Origin of the sequence: Streptomyces microflavus, assembly GCF_014650075.1 — a bacterium.
GTDB classification, from domain to species: domain Bacteria; phylum Actinomycetota; class Actinomycetes; order Streptomycetales; family Streptomycetaceae; genus Streptomyces; species Streptomyces microflavus.
Genome location: NZ_BMUG01000007.1, coordinates 82,564 through 103,898 on the forward strand (window position 1 = coordinate 82,564; position 21,335 = coordinate 103,898).

General features: G+C 71.5%; 21 protein-coding genes. 18 read left to right on the forward strand and 3 right to left on the reverse strand.

Annotated elements, in window-relative coordinates; genetic code table 11:
- Positions 1–113 precede the first annotated feature (113 nt).
- Positions 114–887 carry a TetR/AcrR family transcriptional regulator C-terminal domain-containing protein gene (locus IE264_RS20780; RefSeq protein WP_032759771.1) on the forward strand — a complete coding sequence of 258 codons (774 nt, stop codon included), beginning with the start codon at positions 114–116 and terminating at the stop codon, positions 885–887.
- 15 nt (positions 888–902) lie between these two features.
- The gene (locus tag IE264_RS20785; protein WP_032759754.1) at positions 903–1,736 is read left to right on the forward strand and encodes a TetR/AcrR family transcriptional regulator; all 834 of its coding nucleotides are present in this window, start codon (positions 903–905) and stop codon (positions 1,734–1,736) included.
- 36 nt (positions 1,737–1,772) lie between these two features.
- Here the strand turns inward: IE264_RS20785 and IE264_RS20790 are convergent, their stop codons facing one another.
- The 3 genes from IE264_RS20790 to IE264_RS20800 all read right to left on the reverse strand — a co-directional run bounded on the left by IE264_RS20790 (position 1,773) and on the right by IE264_RS20800 (position 4,640).
- Entirely contained in the window at positions 1,773–3,263 is a 1,491-nt protein-coding gene (locus tag IE264_RS20790; RefSeq protein WP_032759755.1) for an MFS transporter, read from the reverse strand.
- A gap of 157 nt (positions 3,264–3,420) precedes the next feature.
- The gene (locus tag IE264_RS20795) at positions 3,421–3,909 is read right to left on the reverse strand and encodes a MarR family winged helix-turn-helix transcriptional regulator (protein ID WP_015610234.1); all 489 of its coding nucleotides are present in this window, start codon (positions 3,907–3,909) and stop codon (positions 3,421–3,423) included.
- Positions 3,910–3,980: 71 nt separating this feature from the next.
- Positions 3,981–4,640 carry an HAD-IA family hydrolase gene (locus tag IE264_RS20800; protein ID WP_051822010.1) on the reverse strand — a complete coding sequence of 220 codons (660 nt, stop codon included), beginning with the start codon at positions 4,638–4,640 and terminating at the stop codon, positions 3,981–3,983.
- A gap of 881 nt (positions 4,641–5,521) precedes the next feature.
- Between IE264_RS20800 and IE264_RS20805 the strand changes: the two genes are divergently transcribed.
- The 16 genes from IE264_RS20805 (at position 5,522) to IE264_RS20880 (ending at position 21,312) form a co-directional block, all read left to right on the forward strand.
- Positions 5,522–6,148, forward strand: coding sequence for an OvmZ protein (locus tag IE264_RS20805; protein ID WP_078657616.1), 627 nt, complete (start codon positions 5,522–5,524; stop codon positions 6,146–6,148).
- Positions 6,145–6,357 carry a hypothetical protein gene (locus IE264_RS20810; RefSeq protein WP_015610237.1) on the forward strand — a complete coding sequence of 71 codons (213 nt, stop codon included), beginning with the start codon at positions 6,145–6,147 and terminating at the stop codon, positions 6,355–6,357. The genes IE264_RS20805 and IE264_RS20810 overlap by 4 nt, the downstream gene beginning before the upstream one ends.
- Before the next feature lie 292 nt (positions 6,358–6,649).
- Positions 6,650–7,024: a hypothetical protein gene (locus IE264_RS20815; RefSeq protein ID WP_015610238.1), complete on the forward strand. Its 375-nt coding sequence runs from the start codon at positions 6,650–6,652 to the stop codon at positions 7,022–7,024.
- The gene (locus tag IE264_RS20820) at positions 7,021–7,647 is read left to right on the forward strand and encodes a nuclear transport factor 2 family protein (RefSeq protein WP_032759756.1); all 627 of its coding nucleotides are present in this window, start codon (positions 7,021–7,023) and stop codon (positions 7,645–7,647) included. The genes IE264_RS20815 and IE264_RS20820 overlap by 4 nt, the downstream gene beginning before the upstream one ends.
- Before the next feature lie 57 nt (positions 7,648–7,704).
- Positions 7,705–8,178: an ester cyclase gene (locus IE264_RS20825; protein WP_015610240.1), complete on the forward strand. Its 474-nt coding sequence runs from the start codon at positions 7,705–7,707 to the stop codon at positions 8,176–8,178.
- A gap of 97 nt (positions 8,179–8,275) precedes the next feature.
- On the forward strand, positions 8,276–8,677 hold the full coding sequence (locus IE264_RS20830) for a nitroreductase family deazaflavin-dependent oxidoreductase (RefSeq protein WP_015610241.1): 402 nt from the start codon (positions 8,276–8,278) through the stop codon (positions 8,675–8,677).
- A gap of 9 nt (positions 8,678–8,686) precedes the next feature.
- Positions 8,687–9,280 carry an NADPH-dependent FMN reductase gene (locus IE264_RS20835; RefSeq protein WP_051822011.1) on the forward strand — a complete coding sequence of 198 codons (594 nt, stop codon included), beginning with the start codon at positions 8,687–8,689 and terminating at the stop codon, positions 9,278–9,280.
- Between the two features lie 33 nt (positions 9,281–9,313).
- Positions 9,314–10,681 carry a cation:proton antiporter gene (locus tag IE264_RS20840; RefSeq protein WP_015610243.1) on the forward strand — a complete coding sequence of 456 codons (1,368 nt, stop codon included), beginning with the start codon at positions 9,314–9,316 and terminating at the stop codon, positions 10,679–10,681.
- 110 nt (positions 10,682–10,791) lie between these two features.
- Positions 10,792–11,478 carry a hemerythrin domain-containing protein gene (locus IE264_RS20845; protein ID WP_015610244.1) on the forward strand — a complete coding sequence of 229 codons (687 nt, stop codon included), beginning with the start codon at positions 10,792–10,794 and terminating at the stop codon, positions 11,476–11,478.
- A gap of 84 nt (positions 11,479–11,562) precedes the next feature.
- Positions 11,563–13,032, forward strand: coding sequence for an MFS transporter (locus IE264_RS20850; RefSeq protein ID WP_015610245.1), 1,470 nt, complete (start codon positions 11,563–11,565; stop codon positions 13,030–13,032).
- 174 nt (positions 13,033–13,206) lie between these two features.
- Entirely contained in the window at positions 13,207–14,151 is a 945-nt protein-coding gene (locus tag IE264_RS20855; RefSeq protein WP_015610246.1) for a MarR family winged helix-turn-helix transcriptional regulator, read from the forward strand.
- Between the two features lie 385 nt (positions 14,152–14,536).
- Complete coding sequence (locus tag IE264_RS20860) at positions 14,537–16,249, forward strand: NAD(P)/FAD-dependent oxidoreductase (protein ID WP_015610247.1); 1,713 nt, start codon at positions 14,537–14,539, stop codon at positions 16,247–16,249.
- A gap of 70 nt (positions 16,250–16,319) precedes the next feature.
- Positions 16,320–16,919: a flavin reductase family protein gene (locus tag IE264_RS20865; RefSeq protein WP_015610248.1), complete on the forward strand. Its 600-nt coding sequence runs from the start codon at positions 16,320–16,322 to the stop codon at positions 16,917–16,919.
- A gap of 1 nt (position 16,920) precedes the next feature.
- On the forward strand, positions 16,921–18,669 hold the full coding sequence (locus IE264_RS20870) for an acetyl/propionyl/methylcrotonyl-CoA carboxylase subunit alpha (RefSeq protein ID WP_190167675.1): 1,749 nt from the start codon (positions 16,921–16,923) through the stop codon (positions 18,667–18,669).
- 11 nt (positions 18,670–18,680) lie between these two features.
- Positions 18,681–19,772, forward strand: a complete 1,092-nt coding sequence (locus IE264_RS20875) for a questin oxidase family protein (RefSeq protein ID WP_032758769.1) — start codon at positions 18,681–18,683, stop codon at positions 19,770–19,772.
- A 73-nt stretch (positions 19,773–19,845) separates the two neighbouring features.
- The gene (locus IE264_RS20880) at positions 19,846–21,312 is read left to right on the forward strand and encodes an FAD-dependent monooxygenase (RefSeq protein WP_032758770.1); all 1,467 of its coding nucleotides are present in this window, start codon (positions 19,846–19,848) and stop codon (positions 21,310–21,312) included.
- The last annotated feature ends 23 nt before the right edge of the window (positions 21,313–21,335 follow it).

Below are 21,335 nucleotides of genomic sequence, written 5' to 3' on the forward strand. Positions count from 1 at the left end.
CCCCTTCTGCGTATGACATACGCGTTATTGCGTAAGCATTACGCATCCTTAGGATGGGGTCAAGGCGCACGGGGGTGAGCGGAAGGCGGGCGGACGTGGGCAAGGGGGATGCGGTGACCGGGAAGAGCGGCACCGGCGGCGGTGACCTGCCGGCCTCCATCGAGGCCGCCTGGGGGCTCCGGGAGCGCCCGGCCAAGGGGCCGAAACCCGGTCTGAGCCTGGAGCGGATCGTGGCGGCGGCGGTGGCCGTGGCGGCCTCCGAGGGGCTCGCCGCCGTGTCCATGGGCCGGGTCGCGAAGGAGGTCGGCGCCTCCACGATGTCGCTCTACCGGTACGTCTCCGCCAAGGACGAGCTGTACGTCTTGATGCAGGAGGCCGCCTTCGGCCCGCCGGCCCCGCTGGCCGCCCTGGAGGCCGGGGCGGGCTGGCGCGAGGCGCTCACCGAGTGGGCGGCCGGGCAGCGCGCGCAGTTCCTCGCCAACCTCTGGGTGCTCCGGATCCCGATCGGCGGCCCGCCCGCCACCCCGAACTCGCTCGCCTGGTGGGAGCAGGGGCTCCAGGCGCTGGAGGGCAGCGGGCTCGGCGAGGGCGACAAGATCTCGGTGATCCTGCTGGTCTCCAACTTCGTACGCAGCGAAGCCCTGTTGGTGAGCGACCTCTCCGCCGCCGTCGCCGCGCGTGGCGTCTCCCCCGAGGAAGTGGTCGCGGGCCAGGAACGCACCCTGCGGCGGCTGGTCGACCCGGTGCGCCACCCCGCGATCCACCGGCTGCTGGACTCCGGCGTGATGAGCGAGCCGGACGACCCCGACTACGAGTTCACCTTCGGCCTGGCGACCCTGCTGGACGGGGTCGAGGCGCTGATCCGGAGTACGGCCGCGGGCGGCTGACCGGGGCGTGCTGTCGTGCTCGTGACATCAACTCCGGCCGAGGTCAAGGGCGTACGCTTCATGGTCATGAGCGGAGAGAAGGCCGGCGGCGGGAACGGAAACGGAAGCGTCGCCGGGGCGGTGGAGGAGGAGCGGGCGGGGGTATCGGCCTCGACCCAGGTCCCGGCATCGGCCCTGGCGCGGGCCTCGGCTCAGGCTCAGGCCCCGACCCAGGCCCCGGCCCCGACCCAGGCCCGGGTCAGTCTGCGGGAGCGCAAGAAGCAGCTGACGTACCGGGCGATCTCCGACGCGGCGGTCGCGATGTTCCTGGAGCGGGGCTTCGACAAGGTCTCCGTGGCGGAGGTGGCCGCCGCGGCCGACATCTCCAAGCCGACGCTGTTCCGGTACTTCCCCGCCAAGGAGGACCTGGCGCTGCACCGGTTCGCCGACCGTGAGGACGAGGCGGCCCGGGTCGTCGGCGGCCGGGCCCCCGGCGCGAGCCCGCTGGAGGCGCTGCGCCGCCACTTCCTGGCCGGCCTGGACCGCCGCGACCCGGCCACCGGGCTCTGTGATGCCCACCAAGTCCTGGCGTTCCACCGCCTGTTGTACGGGACGCCGTCGCTGGTGGCCCGCCTGTACGCGTACCAGGGCCGCTCCGAGGCCGCGCTCGCCCGCGCCCTCGGCGGCGGGGTGACCGCGCGGCTGGCGGCCGGGCAGGTCATCGCGGTCCTGCGCATCCTGGCCGAGGAGAACTGGCGCCGGATCGACGCGGGGGAGAGCGCGGACCGGGTGTACGCGGGGGCGGTGCAGGCGGCCGAGGAGGCGTTCGTACAGCTGCGGAGCGGCCTGGAGCCGGAGGGGCGCGGCTGAGGGAGGGCGGCCTGCGCCACGGGGGCGCCGACTGCGTTACGGGGCTGTCGCCCCGGCCGGGTCCGGGGCGGCTGCCCGCTCCCGGCGCAGTGTCAGGAACGCGACGGCGAAGGCTGCCACGAGGAGTGCCGCGCCGATGGTGAACGCCAGCCGGTAGCCGCCGGTCAGCGCCTCGGCGGACGGGCGGCCGGCGGCGGTGAGGGCCTCGGTGCGCCCGGCGGCCAGGGTGGACAGGACGGCGACGCCGAGCGCCATGCCGATCTGCTGGGTGGTGTTGAAGAGCCCCGAGGCCAGTCCGGCGTCGTCCTCACCCGCGCCCGACATGCCCAGCGAGGTCAGCGCCGGGAGCGCGAGCCCGAATCCGGCGGCCAGCAGCATCACCGGGAGCAGGTCGGTCACGTAGTCCGCCCGCACGGGCAGCCGGGCGAGGAGGCCGAGGGCCGCGATCAGCAGCCCGATCCCGGTCAGCAGAACGGCCCGCTCACCGAAGCGGGCCACGAGCCGGGCCGAGAGGCCGAGCGTGACGGCCCCGATGACGACGGCGGCCGGAAGCATGGCGAGACCGGTCGCGGCAGCCCCGTAACCGAGGACCTTCTGCAGGTAGAGCGCCACGATGATCTGGAAGGAGAACAGCGCGGCCACCATCAGCATCTGGACCACGTTGGCCCCGGACACGTTGCGCGAGCGCAGGATCCGCAGCGGCATCAGCGGGGTCGGCGCGGTGGCCTGGCGGAGGACGAACCCGGCCAGCAGGGCCAGGGCGAGCGCGCCGAGGCCCAGCGTGTGCGCCGAGACCCAGCCGTACGTCTCCACCCCGACGACCGTGTAGATCCCGAGCATCAGGCCGGCGGTGACGAGGAGGGCGCCCGCCACGTCCGCTCCGGCGGCGAGCCCCCGGCCCCGGTCGGCGGGCAGGACGCGTACGGCGACCAGCAGGACGGCGAGGCCGATCGGCAGGTTGATGAAGAAGATCCAGTGCCAGGTCAGGGCGTCGGTGAGGACGCCACCGAGGACCTGCCCGATCGAGGCTCCGGCGGCACCGGTGAAGGAGAACACGGCGATGGCGCGGGCGCGTTCGGCCGGTTCGGTGAACAGGGTGACCAGGATGCCGAGGGCCACCGCGGCGCTCATCGCGCTGCCGACGCCCTGGGCGAACCGGGCGGCGATCAGCACGGCGGGCGAGCCGGCCGCTGCCGCGACCAGCGAGGCGGCGGTGAACAGGAGGATCCCGGACAGGAACATCGGCTTGCGGCCGATCAGGTCGCCGAGCCGCCCGGCGAGCAGGAGGAGGCTGCCGAAGGCGATGAGGTAGGCGTTGACCACCCAGCTGAGCCCTGCGGGCGAGAAGCCCAGGTCGTCCTGGATCGCGGGCATCGCGACGGTCACGATCGAGCCGTCGAGCACGATCATCAGCATGCTCGTGGCGATCACTCCGAGAGCCGACAGCCGGGCCCGGAAGGTGGGCCGGCGTGCCGGTGGGACAGGTGATTCAGGGGTGGGCGGGGCGTCCGGGGCGGCGGATGACATGGGCCATCTCCTGTCGGTCGAGGCGATAGGAGTGACCGTAGCAGATGGTTTTCTTGCGGACTATTTCTTTCGGTCCTTCTTTCTGGGCTTCAGTTCTTCTTCTCGGGCGTGGTGCGGCCCCGTGACCGCAGGGGTTCCGGGCCCGGCCCGGATCGGCTCATCTCTTGGCCTGACGTGCCCGGCGGACCGGCCGGGGGTTCTCCACGGGTGTCGCCAGATGGCCCCCGGCCAGGGCGTTCAGCGCCCGGAGCAGGGCCTCGCGGTCATGCGCGGCCAGCGATCCCAGGGCCTCCTCGTGGACCCGGTCGACGATCTCCTGGCTCTGCCCGGCGAGCGCCGCGCCCTTCTCGGTGACCGCGATGATCCGGGCCCGCCGGTCCTGACCGGAGGGGCGGCGCTCGGCGAGTCCCGCACTCTCCAGGGCGTCCACCGTCACCACCATCGTGGTCTTGTCCATGTCGCCGATCTCGGCCAGCTGGATCTGGGTGCGCTCCTCCGCCAGGGCGTGGACCAGCACGCAGTGCATACGGGCGGTCAGGCCGATCTCGCCGAGCGCCGCCGCCATCCGGGTCCGCAGGACGTGGCTGGTGTGGTCCAGGAGGAAGGAGAGGTCGGGGGTGGGGCGCGAGGGCGTCATGGCGGTCATGGCAGCCAGCGTAACCGTTCGATCTGTGACGGATCGTCCCGAAGTGGACGACTGTCGGGCCGCGGGACCGGCTACGCGTACGGGCCCAGCGCCCGCCGCAGATCCTCCGGTCCCCGGTACAGCACGCCCCTCATGCCGAGGGCGGCCGCCGCGTCGACGTTCTCCTGCCGGTCGTCCACGAAGAGGCACCGCTCGGCCGGCACTCCCGCCCGCTCGGCGGCGATGCGGCAGAGGGCCGGGTCCGGCTTGGCCACCCGCTCCACCGCACTGCTCACCACCGCGTCGGCCAGATCCGTCAGCCCCAACAGGGCCAGGTCGTCGTCCAGTTGCAGGGTCGCGTTGGTGACGAGCACCAGCGGGACATGGGTGCGGGCCCGCCGCAGCAGCGCGACCACCTCGGCTTCGGCCCGGAACGGCGCCCCGGCGAGCGCCCGCCCCAGCGTGCGGGCCTGCTCGGTGTCCCCGCCCAGCCGCTCGGCGAGTACCGCCGCGACGGCCTCCACCCAGGCGTCCGGGGTGATCCGGCCGAGGAGGAGCGGGAGGTCGATCTCGGGGGCGTAGGCGATCTCCATGGTCGTGCCCTCGGCCAGTCCGGCCGCCCGCTCCAGCGCGGCGAGGGGCGCGGTGTCGTAGAAGCGGATCACGTTGTCGAGATCGCAGAGCACGGCGTCATAGGGGCGGTTCTCGGCCGGGGCGGCGCCGATGTGTCCAGGGGCGTACCGCGAGCTCATGCCACGCTCCGTTCAGGTCTCCGCGGGGGGCGGGATGCCGGTCGTACGGTACCGGTGGCGGGCCCGCGGGCCCTGGTCAGGCCCCGTCGCCCGGTGTCCGCACCACCTTCCGCAGCCGCCTCCGGGTCCGCGCGCGGACCCGCCGCTTCCGTCGCCACGGGATCACGTGACGGCCCAGTAACGTTCCGTTCGTTTTGTGATCTTCATCTCATTGCACGCCGAGGTGGGAATACAGTAGTTGTCGATCGGGTCGCGTCGGCGGAGTCGATCTCCGCGACGCCGAATCCACCCCACTTCCGCGCGCGGGCGCCCGGCCCGGACGTCCGCGCCGAGTGGTGTGTACCAGCCACCTGCCACGCTTGCCCGTGACCCCCGGAATTTCGCCCGCTCAGCTGACGACATGTCAGATTCCGTTTCCGGTCCCGGCGCTGTGCTGCGGAGTCTGCGCCGACGGCCCGCCGAGCGCTCCGACGCGAACAGAAATACTCCTGTAGTCGTCTGTTCTCTTTCGGACACTACGGTCCGGTTGCCAGTCGTCCCCCGGTGGGTGTCTCATCTGTCCTCGGTCCTGGAGCAGACGTGGGCCTCCGTCCCGGGAGGCGCACGATCGAATCCGCCTGCCGCGGTGCCGTTGGGGGGTGAACACGCGCTCGTCTGCCGTCTCGACGGCGTGTTCTGTGTTCGGATTCCGGATTTCCCGCTCACCGGGCGGTTTGCAGCCATCACTGTCACGGATCAGCGCATCGGACCGGAGCGATACACCACGGACCCGCGTTCTCGGCCCGCTCCGAGTCCCGTTCCTCGGCCCCCTCTTTCCGCCCGGCGCCCCGGGCGCCCGGGGCCGCATGTACGGACACCGAAGGAAGGATTCGAGGAGTCAGATGCACAAGCACCCAGAACTTTCCGCCGGCCACATCGGCCGGGACTGCGCGGCGCTCTGCGGGCGTATCTGCCGGATGTGCGTCGAGAGGCTGCGGGGTGAACTGCTCACCCTGCGCGGTCTGTACCGCGAGAGCGACCACGCCCTGACGCCGGGGCCGGCCCGGATGCGAGAACGAGTGAGCGGGAGCAGAACCGTCGGCATGGTGCTCGACGAACGGACCGTCGAGATGCGCACCGAGACCGCGGACGTGCTGGCGTCCTGGGCGCGGCTGGTCGTCGAGGAGCGCGGGACGAAGGGGCTGCCGGGCTGCGACGTCGAGTCACTGGTTGCGTTCCTCCGCGACGAGGTGGAGTGGATCGCCGGGCACCCCGCCGCCGTCTCGTTCGACGAGGAGGTGCGCCGGCTGCTCCAGCGGCTCGGCGCCCTGTTCGGGCCCGCCCCGGTGCGCGGGATGCCGCTCGGGGCGTGCGTGGAGCCCGAGTGCACGGGTACGCTGCTGGCCGTGGTGCGCGGAGGCGCCGGGTCGGCCGCCGCCCCCGGCCAGGTCTCGTGCGACGCCGGGCATACGCTGCCGCCGCGTCAGTGGCTGATGGTGGCCGGTCAGCTGGCGAGGTGGTCGGAGTGACGATCCGCAGACGCAGAACCGTTTCGACCGAGCTGGCCGCGCTGGCCATGGGCGTCAGCGAGGCCACCATCCGCAAGTGGGCCTCCCGGGGCAAGATCACCCGCTACGGCAGGAAGCAGCGGGCCGAGTACGACCTCGACGAACTGCTCACGCTGAGGGAGCGCGGCGCACCGCTCTCCGCCGGTGGACAGCAGGCACCGGGCTTATGACGTTACGGGGGTCGGGCGCGGCTGACCGACCGCGCGCACGCTGCTGACCTGCGGCGATGGCGCATTTTCGGGCGAGGGGGAGAGGGCGGGATCCCTACAACATAAGTGGGTTGACGGTTCAGAAGATTGAGTGTCACACTTCTTCCGGCGGCTCCACGCGCTGATTCCATGATCGCCCCGCGATCGGCCGGATCGGGCGTTGCGGCGGCCCCAGCTCTCACCAGAATCCGTGTCCGGCCCTGTGCCGGACGCGGATTCTTTTTTGTCCGCAGCCGAGAGAGGAAGTGTGTCGATGTCAGTTTCTCCCCGTACGCCCGCCGGACAGTGGGCGGGCACGGTCACGCACGACGGTGAGGTGGACGACTACACCGTCACCTTCCAGGACGACGGTTCGCTCGTCGTCGTCACGCAGAAGAGCACGGGCGCGGGTTCGTGGTCGCAGACCGATGACGACACGTTCGCGTTCTTCCTCCGGGAGGACTTCAACACCGACGTCACCCAGATCAGCCCCACCGGGTTCCGGGCCGCCTACATCAAGATCGACATCGAGGCCCGGCTGGAGGGGGACGGCAAGTTCACCGGCAAGGGCAAGGCGGTCGTGCACGGCACGGACGACACGGTGATCTACTCGACGGACGCCGAGACCGACGCGCACCGGGTGCCGTGACCGGGTCCCCGGGGCCCGGCCTCGGTGAACTCGCTGCCGAGGTCGCGCGGTTGTCCGACATCGCGGCCCTGAACCATCTGATCGACCGCTATCTGGCGGGGCTGGACGAAGGGCTCGCGAGCTCCGCGTCCACCTCCGCAGCCGGCTCCGATTCCGGTTCCGGTTCGGGTTCCGGTTCGGGCCTCGGCCCCGGTCCGGGTTCCGGCTCCGGATTCGACGCGGTGTGGGCCGCGTCCCTGTTCACCGAGGACGTGGAACTCCTCTTCCCGGTCGGCTCCCACCAGGGCCTGACCGGGGCGGACGGCTTCCTGCGGGAGATCATGGAGCGCTGGGACCGTACGCACCACCACGGCTCCCTCGCCTCCGTCGAGCCGGACGGCGACCTGGCCGCAGTCAGCTGGAGCCTGATCGCCTCACACGTCCACTTCGGCTCTCCCCTGCCGCCGCAGCCCTCCGCGTACTTCCAGATCGGCGGGCGCTTCACCGGCGTCGCGCGTCGCACGCCGGACGGCTGGCGTTTCGCGCGGCTGCGGCTCCGGATCGTGTGGAGCACCGGCTCACCGCCCGGCGGAGTGACCGAGGTCGACGCCCGGACCCTTGAGGCCGCCGACTCCCGTCCCTGAGGCCTCGCCTCCCATCAACACCCCTACCCGACACATGAGTTCCGAGGAGGAACCGCCATGCCCACCACACTCACGCCCGAACAGCAGCGCGAAGTCGTCGAGAAGGTCTTCCACGAGGGGCTGGACCTCGGCGACCTCACGGCCGCCGACCGCTATCTGACCTCGGACTTCCGCAACCACGGCAGCCACGACGACTCCATGCGGGGCCCGGAGGCCTTCAAGCACACGATCCGGATCCAGCAGTCCGCGTTCAGCGAGATCAAGTACGAGATCCTCGACTTCATCTCGCAGGGCGACCGGGCCGCGATCCGCTGGGTGATGCACGGCAAGCACACGGGCCCCTTCATCGGCATCCAGCCGACCGGGCTCCAGGTCCAGCACCAGGCCATGATCTGGTTCCGCTTCGAGGGCGACAAGATCGCCGAGCGCTGGGGGCTCGTGGACAACTTCACCCTGGAGCGCTTCCTGAAGTCCGGCGGCAAGCCGACGGGTCCGCTGACCCCGAAGGCCGCCGCGCCGCAGCAGGCCTGAGCCGGCGGCGGTGAGGGGAGGGCGGCTCCGGGTGGAGCCGCCCTCCCCTCCGACCCCGCACAACCCCCCCCGTATCGGCAGAGAAGAGGAGGCAGTCGTGCCCATCAACAGACGCGTGGCCCGCTTCAACAAGGCGGTCGCCAACCACTTCGTGGGCCCCGTCCTGAGCCGGATGCCCGGCTTCGGCAAGGTGCACCACCACGGCCGCAGGTCCGGCCGCGCTTTCACCACCCCGGTCAAGCTGTTCCGCCGCGGCGAGGACATCATCATCACCCTGCCGTACGGGCCCGGGTCCGACTGGGTCAAGAACGTCCTGGCGGAGGGCGGCTGCGAGATCACCACGCGGGGCCGGCGGATCAAGGTGACCGCCCCGGTGGTCTTCACGGACGACGGTTCGACGAAGATGCCCGCGCTGACCCGCCGGATCCTGTCCCGGGTCGACGCCACCCAGTTCCTCTCCCTGACCCCTGTCGCCGCGCGGTCCGCGGCGGCGGGCTGAGGGGCCCCGGTGGATTCCCCGGTGAACTCCCCGGTGCCGCCCGTCAAGGTCGTGGTCGTGGTCGCATCGGTGCGCGCCGGGAGGCTGGCGCCGGACGTGGCCGGGTGGTTCACCTCGGTGGCCGGGGTCCGGGACGATCTGGTCCTGGACGTCGTCGACGTGGCGGACCACGAACTGCCCGGCAGCCTCGACGCGTCGGATCCGGTGGCGGCTGCCCTGCGGCCCCGGCTGGCGGCCGCCGAGGCGTTCGTCCTGATCGCCCCGGAGTACAACCGCAGTGTTCCCGGCCCCCTCAAGACGCTCATCGACAGCTTCCAGGCCGAGTGGGAGGCCAAGCCCGTCGGCTTCGTGAGTTACGGGCTGTCCCTGGCGGGCGGGGTGCGCGCGGTGGAGCACCTGCGGCAGATCTTCGCCGAGTTCCACGCGGTCGGGATGAAGGACGCGGTGCTCTTCCCGCGGATCCTCGAACACTACGACGCCCAGGGGCGGTTCCCCGCCGAGCCCGAGGGCGCCGAGGCCGCCGCCAAGCTCCTGCTCGACCAGCTGCTCTGGTGGGCGCGGGCCCTGCGTGATGCCAAGTCCGTACGCCCGTACGGCTCCTGATAGATCCTCACCCCATCCGGAGAAGAGATTGTCATGGCCGCTGCAACTGACCCTCTGCCTGATCTCCTGATCGCCATCCCCGCGGTGATCCTGCTCTGCAAAGTAGGTGCGCGCGTCGTCCGTGGGGCCGGCCAGCCGCCGGTGGTCGGCGAGATAGCCGTCGGCCTGCTGCTCGGCCCCTCCTTCCTGGGGTGGCTGTGGCCCGGCGCGCAGGCGTGGCTCTTCCCGCCGTCCTCCCTCCCCTATCTGGGGCTGCTCGGCAACCTGGGACTGCTCATCTTCATGTTCCTCGTCGGGCACGAGATCCAGCTCGGCTCGCTCAAGGCCCAGAGCGGTACCGCCGCGCTGGTCTCCATGGTGAGCGTCGCCCTGCCGCTGGGGCTCGGCACGCTCCTGGCCCTCGGGATGTACGACTCCTTCGCGCCCGAGGGCGTGGACCGGCTGCCGTTCGTCCTGTTCATCGCGGTGGCCATGAGCATCACGGCCTTCCCGGTGATGGCCCGGATCCTGGCGGACCGGGGCATGTACCGGACGCGGGTGGGTGTGCTGGCGCTGGCCTGTGCCGCGTTCGACGACGTCACCGCCTGGTGCCTGCTGGCCGCGGTGGTCGCCGTGTCGGCGGCCGGCTCCCCGATGGAGGCGGTCACCACCGCGCTGTTCGCGATCGGCTTCGCCCTCTTCATGTTCGGTGTCCTGCGGCCGGTGCTGGCGCGGCTGACCGCCCGCGCCGAGCGGACGTCCACCGACAGCCTGGTGCTGGTCCTGCTCTTCAGCGGCCTGTGCCTGAGCGCCCTGGCCACGGACCTGATCGGGGTGCACGCCCTGTTCGGGGCCTTCGTCTTCGGTGCGGTCACACCGCGCGGCAGCCGGGTCATCGAGTTCCAGGCGGCGCGGCTGAGGGCCTTCGCCGTTCCCGTACTGCTTCCGCTGTTCTTCGTCACCACGGGTCTGCGGGCGGATGTGTCGCTGCTGGCGGCGGACCCGGTGCAGTGGCTCTGGGCCGGGGCGGTCCTGGCGGTGGCCGTGCTGGCGAAGTGGGGCGGCGGGACCGGGGCCGCACGGCTCTCCGGCCAGTCGTGGCGGGACGCGATGTCGATCGGGGCGCTGATGAACTGCCGCGGGCTGACCGAGCTGATCGTCCTGAACGTCGGGCTCGGCCTCGGGGTGATCGGCCAGGACCTGTTCACGATCCTCGTGCTGATGGCGCTGATCACCACCGCGGCGACCTCGCCCGCGCTCAACCTGATCCGCAAGGGGATGCCGGAGGAGGAGCTGGAGGTGGAGCGGAGGCCCGCCGACGAGGCGGCGGACGACTCCCGGCAGCCGGACGTCTCCCGGCAGCCGGACGGATCGCCGGACGCCGTGGGCGCCCGGGCCGGGGGAGCGGGCCCTGCTTCCTAGGGTGCGCTTCCTGGAGTGCTTGGATCTCTGATGGTTCCCAGCTTGATAGTTAGGCAGGTTGACGATAGCCTTTTCTCACGCCGCACCCATGCAGGGAGAGGGAAGAGACGATGGGCGACTTCAAGAACCTCGACATGACGATGATGTTCGCCATCCACGACGCGCTCCGCCGCGAACTGGAGCGCATCGCACGGATCACCTCCCGGGTGGACGAGGACCCGCGCCACGTGCTGAGCACCGCGGTCGGCTGGGAGCTGTTCAAGAAGTTCCTCACCGCCCACCACACGTCCGAGGACCTCACCGTGTGGCCGGCGATGTACAAGGCGCTGGACGGCCGGGACGCGCAGGCCGAGATCGCGCTCCTCGACGCGATGGAGGCCGAACACGCCGTCATCGACCCGCTGCTGACGGACATCGACGCGGCCCTGGCCGACCGCGACACGGGCGCCGAACGCCTCGGCGGCCTGGTCGACACGCTCCACACCGACCTCCGCGCCCACCTCGACCACGAGGAGCGGGAGGCGCTCGCGCTCATGGACCTCACCATGAGCCCGGAGGAGTGGCAGGCCTTCAGCGTCGAGCAGAAGAACCGGATCGGCAGCGATGCCAACCGCTACCTCCCCTGGCTCCTGGACGACATCGACGCCGCCCGGGTCGCCACCATCCTCGGCAAGCTCCCGCCGCCCCTGCGCGCCGCATACGAGACCGAGTGGCGGGCCGCCTACGAGGACCTGGACATCTGGGCCGTCAAGGACGCCGCAGAACTCCATGCCGTCAAGGACGCCGCAGGACGCTGAACCCCGTCCCCCGGGCCGGCCCGTCCCGCTCCTGGGGCCGGGAGGGGCCGGACCCACCTCCCCGAATCACCTCTGGAGACGTTCATGTCTATGCAGGACAGAACCGAAGCCGCTCCACCGGGAGCCGGCACGCCCCCGGGCTCCGCCGCACCGGCCCCGTCCGGTGACAAGCTCGGACTCGCGCTCGCGGTCATCGCGGCCGCCCAGCTCATGCTCGTCCTCGACAACACCATCGTGGCCGTCGCCCTGCCGAGCATGCAGAGCGCGCTCGGCCTCTCCGACGCCAACCTCGGCTGGGTCATCACCGCCTACGCCCTGGCCTTCGGCGGACTGCTGCTGGCCGGTGGCCGGGCCGGCGACCTCTTCGGCCGCCGCCGGGTCTTCCGTACCGGACTCGTGGTCTTCACCCTCGCCTCGCTCCTCGGCGGCCTCGCCGGCAGCGGCGAGGTGCTGCTCATCGCCCGTGTCCTCCAGGGCGTCGGCGCCGCGATCGCGGCACCCACCGCCCTCTCCCTGCTGGCCTCCACCTTCCCCGCGGGCCCGGCGCGCAACAAGGCGCTCGGTGTGTACGGGGCGATGGGCGGGCTCGGCTCGGTCGTCGGCCTGCTCCTCGGCGGGGCGCTGACCGAGTTCCTCAGCTGGCGCTGGGTCATGTACATCAACATCCCGATCGCCGTCGCGGTGCTCATCGGGACCAGCGTCCTCAAGGAGGGCGAGCGCGACCGCGGCAAGGTCGACGTGCCCGGAGCGCTCACCGCCACCTTCGGCTTCGGCTCCCTCGTCTACGGCATCAACCGGGCGGGGGAGAAGGGCCTCGGCGACTCCACCACCCTGATCGCCCTGGCCGTCGCGATCGTGCTGATCGTCGCCTTCATCGCCATCCAGCGCTCCAGCCGGGCCCCGATGGTGCCGGGTGCCGTCCTGGCCGACAAGAGCCGCGCCGGAGCCAACGCGGTGATGTTCCTGGTCGGCGCGGGCATGTTCGCCACCTTCTACTTCCTGACGCTCTACATGCAGATCGTCAAGGGGTACGAGCCGATGATCACCGGCCTCGCCTACCTCCCCTTCGCCATCGGGATCGGCATCGCGGCCGGCGGCGTCGGACCCCAGCTGCTGGCCAAGGTCCCCGAGCGCTCGGTCATCGCCGTCGGGCTCGTCATCGGCATCGCCGGCATGGTCTGGCTCAGCCTCCTGGAGCCCGGCCAGAACGCCTTCGCCGTCCTCCTCCCCGCCCAGCTGGTCTGCGGGTTCGGCCTCGGCCTGGTCTTCGTCACCGTCACCATCATCAGCGTCCGCGGGGTATCCCCGGAGGACACCGGCATCGCGGCGGGCCTGATCAACACCAGCCAGCAGATCGGTGGCGCGGTCGGCCTCGCCATCCTCGCCGCGACCGCCTCCGTCATCACCGAGGGCAGGCTGCCCGGCGACCGGTCCGAGGCGCTCACCACCGGCTACTCCTACGGGCTCCTCATCGGCGGCGGCATCTACCTGGTCGCCCTGATCGTGACCCTGGGCACCATCAAGGCGACGGCTCCCCAGTCGCAGCCCCACTAGCGGACCGGCCGCGGCCCGCCCGAGCGGGCCGCCGCCGGTTCTCCTCCGCCCCGCCCGGGCCCCTCCCTCCCTCGGGCGGGGTCAGGCGCGTCCGGGGGGAGGCGGCCGGCGGTCCGGGCCCGGTCCGGCCGGGGCCGTCCGCCGTATACTCGGTTACCCGGTTCCGAAGGGGAGATGACGATCGTGCGAGGCGAGCCCGACGCGACGCGAGGCCCCATCTCGGAGACCGAGGCCACGGCCGAGGTGCCCGGCGTACTCCCGGAAGGGCTCACCGGATTCATCGGCTATCTGCTGCGCCGGGTGTTCGCCCAGTTCACGACCTTCGCGGACGGCCCCGAGGACGGCTCCCGGGACTTCCTCGTCCTGGACGCGCTGACCGGCGGCGACTGGGTCTCCCAGCTCGACCTGGCCGAGCGCCTCGGCATCAACCGGACCATCATGGTCGGCGTCATCGACCGCCTGGAGGGCCGCGGCCAGGTGCTCCGCACCCGTAACCCGGACAACCGCCGCCAGTACATCCTCTCCCTCACCGACGAGGGCCGCTCCGCCGTGGAGGCGGGCCGCCGCGCCGTCGCCGAGCGGGACGCGCGGCTCACCGCCGCCCTCACCCCCGAGCAGGTCACCCGCCTCAACACCCTCCTGGCCCGGCTGCTCCCCCAGGGCACCCAGGACCTCGTGCAGGGCACCGAACACCTCGTCGAGCAGGCCCACCACCGGCTGCGCCGGCTCGGCGACGAGAAGCTGGCCGGGACCGGACTGCGGGTCCGCCACTACGGGCCGCTGTCCATCCTCGCCACCCACGGGCCCTGTCCGCAGCAGCGGCTGGCCCAGGAGCTGGCCATCACCGGCCCCGCGACCTCCCAGCTCGTCGACGAGCTCGTCGACGGCGGGATGGTCCACCGCGGGCGCGACCCGCACGACCGGCGCCGGCACGCCCTGGAGCTCACCGAGCTCGGGCACACCCAGCTGAAGGCGGTCGCCGAGGCCGTCGACCTGCTGGCCGCGGACACCGCCGTACTCCTCGGCCCCGGCGGCGAGGACGAGCTGCGGGCCCTGCTCGTCCAGCTCCTGGAGCCCGCCCACCCCGGTGTCGCCGAAGCGGCCGGAAGGCGTGGCTGAGCCCGTTCCCGGCCGTTCGGGGCCCGCTGGGCCCAGGTCCGGCCGCTCAGGGGTGGCTGGCCCGTTCCTGGCCCTCCCAGGCGTGGCTGAGGCCGTTCCCGACCTCCCAGGGGTGGCTGAGCCCGTTCCCGGCCCTCCCGGGGGTGGCTGAGCCCATGCCGGCCTGCCCTTAACCTGCCTTTTCCCAGCGGGGGTTGACCGCCCGCACAATTCCTGTCACGCTTTCTTCAGCGGTTCAGTCGTGCCGTTTTTACGGGCTCCTCCCCAAGGCCATTCAAGGCCACCGGAAGGGCCCGTTTTTTGTGCCCTCTTTCGGCACCGCCCTCTTTTCGCACCGGATCGCACCCCACCTGGATCGCACCCCACCTGACGAAGGAGACGGCCCGTGGTCGCCCAGACGAACGAAAGGCCCAAAGGAGCGGACGGCATACCCCAGGAAGCGACGTACGACGTCATCATCCTGGGTTCCGGTATCGCCGGATCGGTGACCGGAGCCATTCTCGCGAAGCACGGAGCGAGGGTTCTTCTCGTCGACGCCACCACCCATCCGCGTTTCGCGGTCGGTGAGTCGATGACCCCGCAGCTCGTCGAATGGATCCACATTCTCGCCGAACGCCACGACCTCCCCGAACTCAAGAGCCTGGCCAGTGTGAAACAGAGCACCCTGGACATCGCGCCGACCTTCGGGACCAAGGCCCACTTCGGCTTCATGAAGCACGAGGTGGGCCAGGAGCCCGACCCGCGCGAGGCCACCCAGCTGGCGCTGCCCAAGATCTTCCACCAGAACAGCCACATGTTCCGGCAGGACAGCGACTCCTTCATGTTCCACGTCGCCGTGAAGTACGGCTGTGTCGCGAAGCAGAGCTGGCGGGCGAACGAGGTCGACATCGACGAGGACGGCGTCACGGTCACCGGCCGCAGCGGAGCCCCCGGCGCGGAGCCGGAGTCGTTCCGGGCGCAGTACGTGGTGGACGCCTCCGGGTTCCGCTCGCCGCTGGCCCAGAAGTTCGACCTGCGTGACCAGCCGGCCCGCTTCAAGCACCACTCCCGCTCCATGTTCACGCACTACGTGGGAGTGAAGCGGTTCGACGACGTCAGCGGCCACCCCAAGGAGCTGCGGCCGCCGGCCGACTGGCACACCGGCACGATGCACCACCTCATCGAGCGCGGCTGGTTCTGGATCATCCCGTTCGACAACCACAAGGACTCGCGCAACCCGCTGTGCAGCGTCGGCCTGACCATGGACGAGCGCACCTACCCCAAGCCCAAGGACATCACCCCCGAGCAGGAGTTCGAGCTCTTCCTCGACAAGTACCCGGCGGTCAAGCGGCAGTTCGTCGGTGCGAGCAAGGTCCGCGAGTGGGTGTCGACGGACCGGCTCCAGTACTCCTCGAAGCAGACCATCGGCGACCGCTGGTGCCTGATGTCGCACGCGGCCGGCTTCCTGGACCCGCTGTTCTCCCGCGGCCTGTCCAACACTCTCGAAGTGGTCGACGCCCTCACCTCCCGGCTGCTGGAGGCCTTCAAGGACGGCGACTACTCGGCGGAGCGCTTCGAGTACGTCGAACGCCTGGAGCAGGGCCTGCTCCAGTACAACGACGAGATCGTCAACAGCTCGTTCATCGCCTTCTCCCACTTCCGCCTCTGGAACGCCGTCTTCCGGGTGTGGGGCTCCTTCATCACCCCGGGCACCATGCGCCTGACCCGGGCCCGGCTGAAGCACTTCAAGGACAAGGACCAGCGCCACTTCCGGGAGCTGGAGCAGAACGACTACCCCGGACTGTGGTGGCCGCAGAGCGACAAGTTCAAGATCCTCCTCGAAACGACGGCGGAGGCCTGCGAGAAGTACGAGGCGGGCGCCCTGACCGGGGACGAGGCCGCGGACATCATCTTCAAGCTCATCGACGAATCGCCCATCGTCAATCCCGTCTTCGGCTGGAAGGACGAGAACAAGCGGTTCATCTATCCGTCGGTCGCCACCATGGCCCGTTTCCTCTACTGGGCGTCGGTCCAGGCGCCCCCGGAGATGAACAGCGTCGGACGGGAATTCCTCCTCGGCATCGTCAAGGCCGGTTCCAAGGTGCGAAAGCTGCTCTAGGAACGATCGCTCGCACGCGCGCACGCACGCACGCTCCGAGACCAGCAGCCGATCAGGAAAGGGATTGCCCATGTCCGCAGCGCGCTCACTGACCCACAGCCAGGTGAAACAGCCGATAGCACCGAAGGAATTCCGCCGGATCTGCGGCCTTTTCGCGACCGGGGTGACGGTCATCACCGCCGGAACCGAAGGCGAAGCCGAAGGAACGACGGTGAATTCCTTCACCTCGGTCTCCCTCGACCCGTCCCTGGTCCTTTTCTGCCTGCACAAGGAATCGCGGATGCACGCCGTGATCGGCCGGCACGGGACGTTCGCCGTCAACTTCCTCGCGGGCGGCCAGCAGGAGCTGGCCCGCGCCTTCGCCGCCCGCCGCCCGGAGGGGTTCCACGGCGTCCCGCACCACTTCGCCCCCGACGGCCCGCCGGTCCTCAGCGAGGCCCTGGCGTATCTGACCTGCTCCACGGTGGCCGTGCACTCCGGCGGGGACCACGACATCGTGGTCGGCGAGGTGCTGGAGCTGGCCGCGCCGGGCAGCGAGCAGGAACCGCTGATCTTCTTCGACGGGACCCTGGGGCCCCTGGAGTCCACGGGCGGCCGCTTCGGCCAGGCCGTCGGAGCGCAGGACCCGGCACCGAAGGGCCCGGCGGCGAGCCCGGCCCGGGCCGGCTGACATGCGCAAGGTGCTCATCGCCAACCGTGGCGAAATCGCTGTCCGCGTTGCTCGGGCGTGCCGGGATGGGGGGATCGCGAGCGTGGCGGTCTACGCCGATCCGGACCGGGACGCGTTGCATGTCCGGGCGGCCGACGAGGCGTTCGCGCTGGGCGGTGACACCCCGGCCGACAGTTATCTGGACATGGCCAAGGTGCTGCAGGCCGCCGAGGATTCCGGGGCGGACGCGATTCACCCGGGGTACGGGTTCCTGTCGGAGAACGCCGAGTTCGCCCAGGCGGTCCTGGACGCGGGGCTGACGTGGATCGGGCCGCCGCCGCAGGCGATCCGGGACCTGGGGGACAAGGTCGCGGCCCGTCATATCGCGCAGCGTGCGGGGGCCCCGCTGGTGGCCGGTACGCCGGACCCGGTCGCCGGGTCGGCGGAGGTCGTGGCGTTCGCCCAGCAGAACGGGCTGCCGATCGCGATCAAGGCGGCGTTCGGTGGTGGCGGGCGGGGGCTGAAGGTGGCCCGGACGCTGGAGGAGATCCCGGAGCTGTACGACTCCGCCGTCCGTGAGGCCGTGGCCGCGTTCGGGCGGGGCGAGTGCTTCGTCGAGCGCTACCTCGACAAGCCCCGCCACGTGGAGACCCAGTGCCTGGCCGACACCCACGGCAACGTCGTGGTCGTCTCGACCCGTGACTGCTCGCTCCAGCGCCGGCACCAGAAGCTGGTGGAGGAGGCCCCGGCCCCCTTCCTGAGCCCGGCGCAGAACGAGGAGCTGTACGCGGCGTCCAAGGCGATCCTGAAGGAAGCCGGATACGTCGGCGCGGGCACGGTGGAGTTCCTCGTCGGGGCCGACGGGACGATCTCGTTCCTGGAGGTCAACACCCGCCTCCAGGTCGAGCACCCCGTCACCGAAGAGGTCACCGGTATCGACCTCGTACGGGAGATGTTCCGCATCGCGGACGGTGAGGAGCTCGGCTACGGCGACCCGGCCGTGCGCGGGCACTCCTTCGAGTTCCGCATCAACGGCGAGGACCCCGGCCGCGGGTTCCTGCCCGCCCCGGGCACCGTGACGACATTCGCCCCGCCGGCCGGCCCGGGTGTCCGCCTGGACGCCGGCGTCGAGACCGGGTCCGTGATCGGCCCCGCCTGGGACTCCCTCCTCGCCAAACTCATCGTCACCGGCGCCACGCGTGAACAGGCACTCCAGCGCGCCGCCCGCGCGCTCGCCGAGTTCCAGGTCGAGGGCATGGCCACCGCCATCCCCTTCCACCGCGCCGTCGTCACCGACCCCGCCTTCACCGCCGACCCCTTCACCATCCACACCCGCTGGATCGAGACCGAGTTCACCAACACCATCGAGCCGTTCGGCACACCGGCCGAAGCGGCCGACACGGAGTCCATCCGTGAACGGATCGTCGTCGAAGTCGGCGGCCAGCGCCTCGAAGTGGTCCTGCCGTCCTTCCTCGCCCTCGCCCGGACCGCCCCCGCACCGGCCGGACCCGTCAGGTCCCGGCCGCGCGGCGGCGGAACCCGTACGGCGGCGGCCTCCGGCGACACCCTCGCCTCCCCGATGCAGGGCACCGTCGTCAAGGTGGCCGTGGAGGAGGGCCAGAAGGTCGAGGAGGGCGAGCTGATCGTCGTCCTGGAGGCCATGAAGATGGAACAGCCCCTCACCGCCCACCGCTCCGGCACCGTCAGCGGGCTGCCCGCCACCGGGGCCACCGTGTCCACGGGCGCCGCCATCTGCGACATCAAGGACTGAGGGCGCACCCCATGTCCCCACTGACCTACACCGATGCCGTGGGCGGAGCCCTGGAGCGGCTGCGCGGAGTCGGGTTCGAGCACGGGCCCCGGTTCGTCAACCACGCGCCGATGGCGGCCGAGGCGCTGGCGTACATGGGGTACGCCGACGACGTACCCCGCTGGGTCGACCGGAACCTCCGCACCCACACCTACCACGAGGTCCCCGACGCCCGGTGGGCGATCGACCCGGCGGACCCGGACGACTGGCGGTCCGCGCTCGGCGACTTCAGCCGGGTGGCCGACTGGACCGCCCTCTTCGAACGCGAACTGGCCCAGGCCCCCTGGCCGGAAGTGCTCGCCCGGTGGTGGCCGCGGCTGCTCCCCGGGATGTCGGGCGTCCTCACCCACGGGGTGATCCGGACCGCCCACGCGGTCCGGGCCATCTCCCGGGCCGGGGAGGAAAACCTGGCGTACCGCTGGGAGTTGGCGCAGGGCCTCGGCTATTGGGCCGCGCGGTACGCGAGCCATACGCACGGCATCCGGCCGGGCGACGAGTACCCGGGCACGGGCGAGGGCGACGAGTACCCGCGTACGGGAGACGGCGGCGGGGACACGCGTACGGGGAGCGGCGAGCAGGGTCCGCGTACGGGAGGCGGCGGGGATCCGCGTGCGGGCGACGGCGAGCAGGATCCGCGTACGGCCGACGCCGACAGTGCGGCCGCCGCGCTCGACGGGCTGGTGGCCGAGTACGCCGGTATCTACGCCTCCGCACCCCAGCGCCACCCCGTGCCGCTGATCCACTCCATCACCGGCCCGGCCGCCGTCCGCCTGGTCGTCGAGCATCTGCCGGCCGCCCAGCGCCGCCCCTCGTACCTGGTGGCCCGGGACGTCAGCGCCTCGATGCTCGACTGGTTCTCCACAACTCCGGTGACCACGCTCCCGGTTGGGCTCAGCGGCGTCCCGGACCTCGGCGAGGTCTTCGCCACCGCCGTCGCCATCGGCGACGAGCACGCCATCAAGCTCGCCGAGGTCGCCGTACGCCACCAGGCACTCGCCCCCGACCCCCGCCTCGCGGCGGCCGCCCATGCGGCGAACCAGGGGCTGGCCCGTTTCCGCAGGTGAGGCGGACACCTCTCTTCACGCGCACCACAGGACCCGTCCCCCCGCCCTCGGCGGGATGTCACGAGGAGGACCGATGGACGCACAAGTGATCGTCGCGGGCGCGGGCCCGGCCGGCATGATGCTGGCCGGTGAACTGCGCCTCGCGGGCGCCGATGTCATCGTGCTGGAGAAGCTGGCGGCACGCACCGGAGAATCCCGCGGTCTGGGCTTCACCGCCCGGACCATGGAGATCTTCGACCAGCGCGGCCTGCTCTCCCGCTTCGGGGACATCGAGATCAGCAACGTGGGCCACTTCGGCGGCCTGCCCGTCGACTTCGGGGTCCTCAGGGGCGCCCACCAGGCGGCCAAGACCATCCCGCAGTCCGCCACCGAGACCGTGCTGGAGGAGTGGGCGACCCAGCTCGGCGCCGACATCCGGCGCAGCCACGAACTCCTCTCCGTCACCGACAAGGAGGACTGCGTCGAGGTCGAGGTGCGGGGCCCCGAGGGCGTCCACACCCTGCGCGCCGACTACCTGGTCGGCTGCGACGGCGGCCGCTCCACCGTACGCAAGGCCGCCGGGTTCGACTTCCCCGGCACCGCCGCGACCATGGAGATGTTCCTCGCCGACGTCAAGGGCATCACCCTCGCCCCGCGCATGATCGGCGAGACCCTGGCCGGCGGCATGGTGATGGTCGGCCCGCTGCCCGGCGGCACGACCCGGCTGATCGTCTGCGAGCGCGGCACCCCGCCGCAGCGCCGCGAGACGCCGCCGAGCTGGAAGGAGGTCGCGGACGCCTGGCAGCGGCTCACCGGCGACGACATCTCGCACGCCGAGCCGGTCTGGGTCTCCTCGTTCGGGGACGCGACCCGGCACGCCACCGAGTACCGGCGCGGCCGGATCTTCCTCTCCGGCGACTCCGCCCACATCCACCTGCCCGCCGGCGGGCAGGGCATGAACACCAGCATCCAGGACTCCGTGAACCTAGGCTGGAAGCTGGCGGCGGTCGTCCGGGGCCGCGCCCCGGAGACGCTGCTGGACACCTACCACGCCGAGCGTCACCCCGTCGGCAAGCGGCTGCTGATGAACACCCAGGCCCAGGGGCTGCTGTTCCTCAGCGGCGCGGAAGTGCAGCCCCTGCGTGACGTCCTGCACGAACTCATCCGCTACCCCGAGGTCAGCAAGCACTTCGCGGCCATGGTCGGCGGCCTCGACATCCATTACGAACTCGACGGCGGCGCGCACCCGTTGCTCGGCCTGCGGCTGCCGCACGTCCCCCTCGAAGGGCCCGGTCAGCCGGCGTCGAGCACCGAGGCCCTGCGCCGCGGCCGGGGCGTGCTGCTGGACCTGGCCGACAACGCCGAGCTGCGCCGCCGGGCCGCCCCCTGGGTGGACCGCGTCGACCTCATCACCGCCACCGTGCCCGGCCCCACCGCCGGCTGCCTCGGGGACACCAGCGCCCTGCTGCTGCGCCCCGACGGCCATGTGGCGTGGGCGGCGCCGGGCAGCTTCGCCGATCTGCCGATGGCGCTGGACCGCTGGTTCGGCCCGGCGCGCTGAACGTACCTTCCGCGGCCTTTCCG

Bases quoted from the DNA above. Each gene is read 5' to 3' on its own strand.
- IE264_RS20840 (WP_015610243.1), top strand. From the start codon at position 9,314: ATGGCCGCTGCAACTGACCCTCTGCCTGATCTCCTGATCGCCATCCCC.
- IE264_RS20865 (WP_015610248.1), top strand. From the start codon at position 16,320: ATGTCCGCAGCGCGCTCACTGACCCACAGCCAGGTGAAACAGCCGATA.
- IE264_RS20790 (WP_032759755.1), bottom strand. From the start codon at position 3,263: ATGTCATCCGCCGCCCCGGACGCCCCGCCCACCCCTGAATCACCTGTC.
- IE264_RS20825 (WP_015610240.1), top strand. From the start codon at position 7,705: ATGCCCACCACACTCACGCCCGAACAGCAGCGCGAAGTCGTCGAGAAG.
- IE264_RS20855 (WP_015610246.1), top strand. From the start codon at position 13,207: ATGACGATCGTGCGAGGCGAGCCCGACGCGACGCGAGGCCCCATCTCG.
- IE264_RS20805 (WP_078657616.1), top strand. From the start codon at position 5,522: ATGCACAAGCACCCAGAACTTTCCGCCGGCCACATCGGCCGGGACTGC.
- IE264_RS20795 (WP_015610234.1), bottom strand. From the start codon at position 3,909: ATGACCGCCATGACGCCCTCGCGCCCCACCCCCGACCTCTCCTTCCTC.
- IE264_RS20850 (WP_015610245.1), top strand. From the start codon at position 11,563: ATGTCTATGCAGGACAGAACCGAAGCCGCTCCACCGGGAGCCGGCACG.
- IE264_RS20815 (WP_015610238.1), top strand. From the start codon at position 6,650: ATGTCAGTTTCTCCCCGTACGCCCGCCGGACAGTGGGCGGGCACGGTC.
- IE264_RS20880 (WP_032758770.1), top strand. From the start codon at position 19,846: ATGGACGCACAAGTGATCGTCGCGGGCGCGGGCCCGGCCGGCATGATG.
- IE264_RS20800 (WP_051822010.1), bottom strand. From the start codon at position 4,640: ATGAGCTCGCGGTACGCCCCTGGACACATCGGCGCCGCCCCGGCCGAG.
- IE264_RS20875 (WP_032758769.1), top strand. From the start codon at position 18,681: ATGTCCCCACTGACCTACACCGATGCCGTGGGCGGAGCCCTGGAGCGG.
- IE264_RS20870 (WP_190167675.1), top strand. From the start codon at position 16,921: ATGCGCAAGGTGCTCATCGCCAACCGTGGCGAAATCGCTGTCCGCGTT.
- IE264_RS20845 (WP_015610244.1), top strand. From the start codon at position 10,792: ATGGGCGACTTCAAGAACCTCGACATGACGATGATGTTCGCCATCCAC.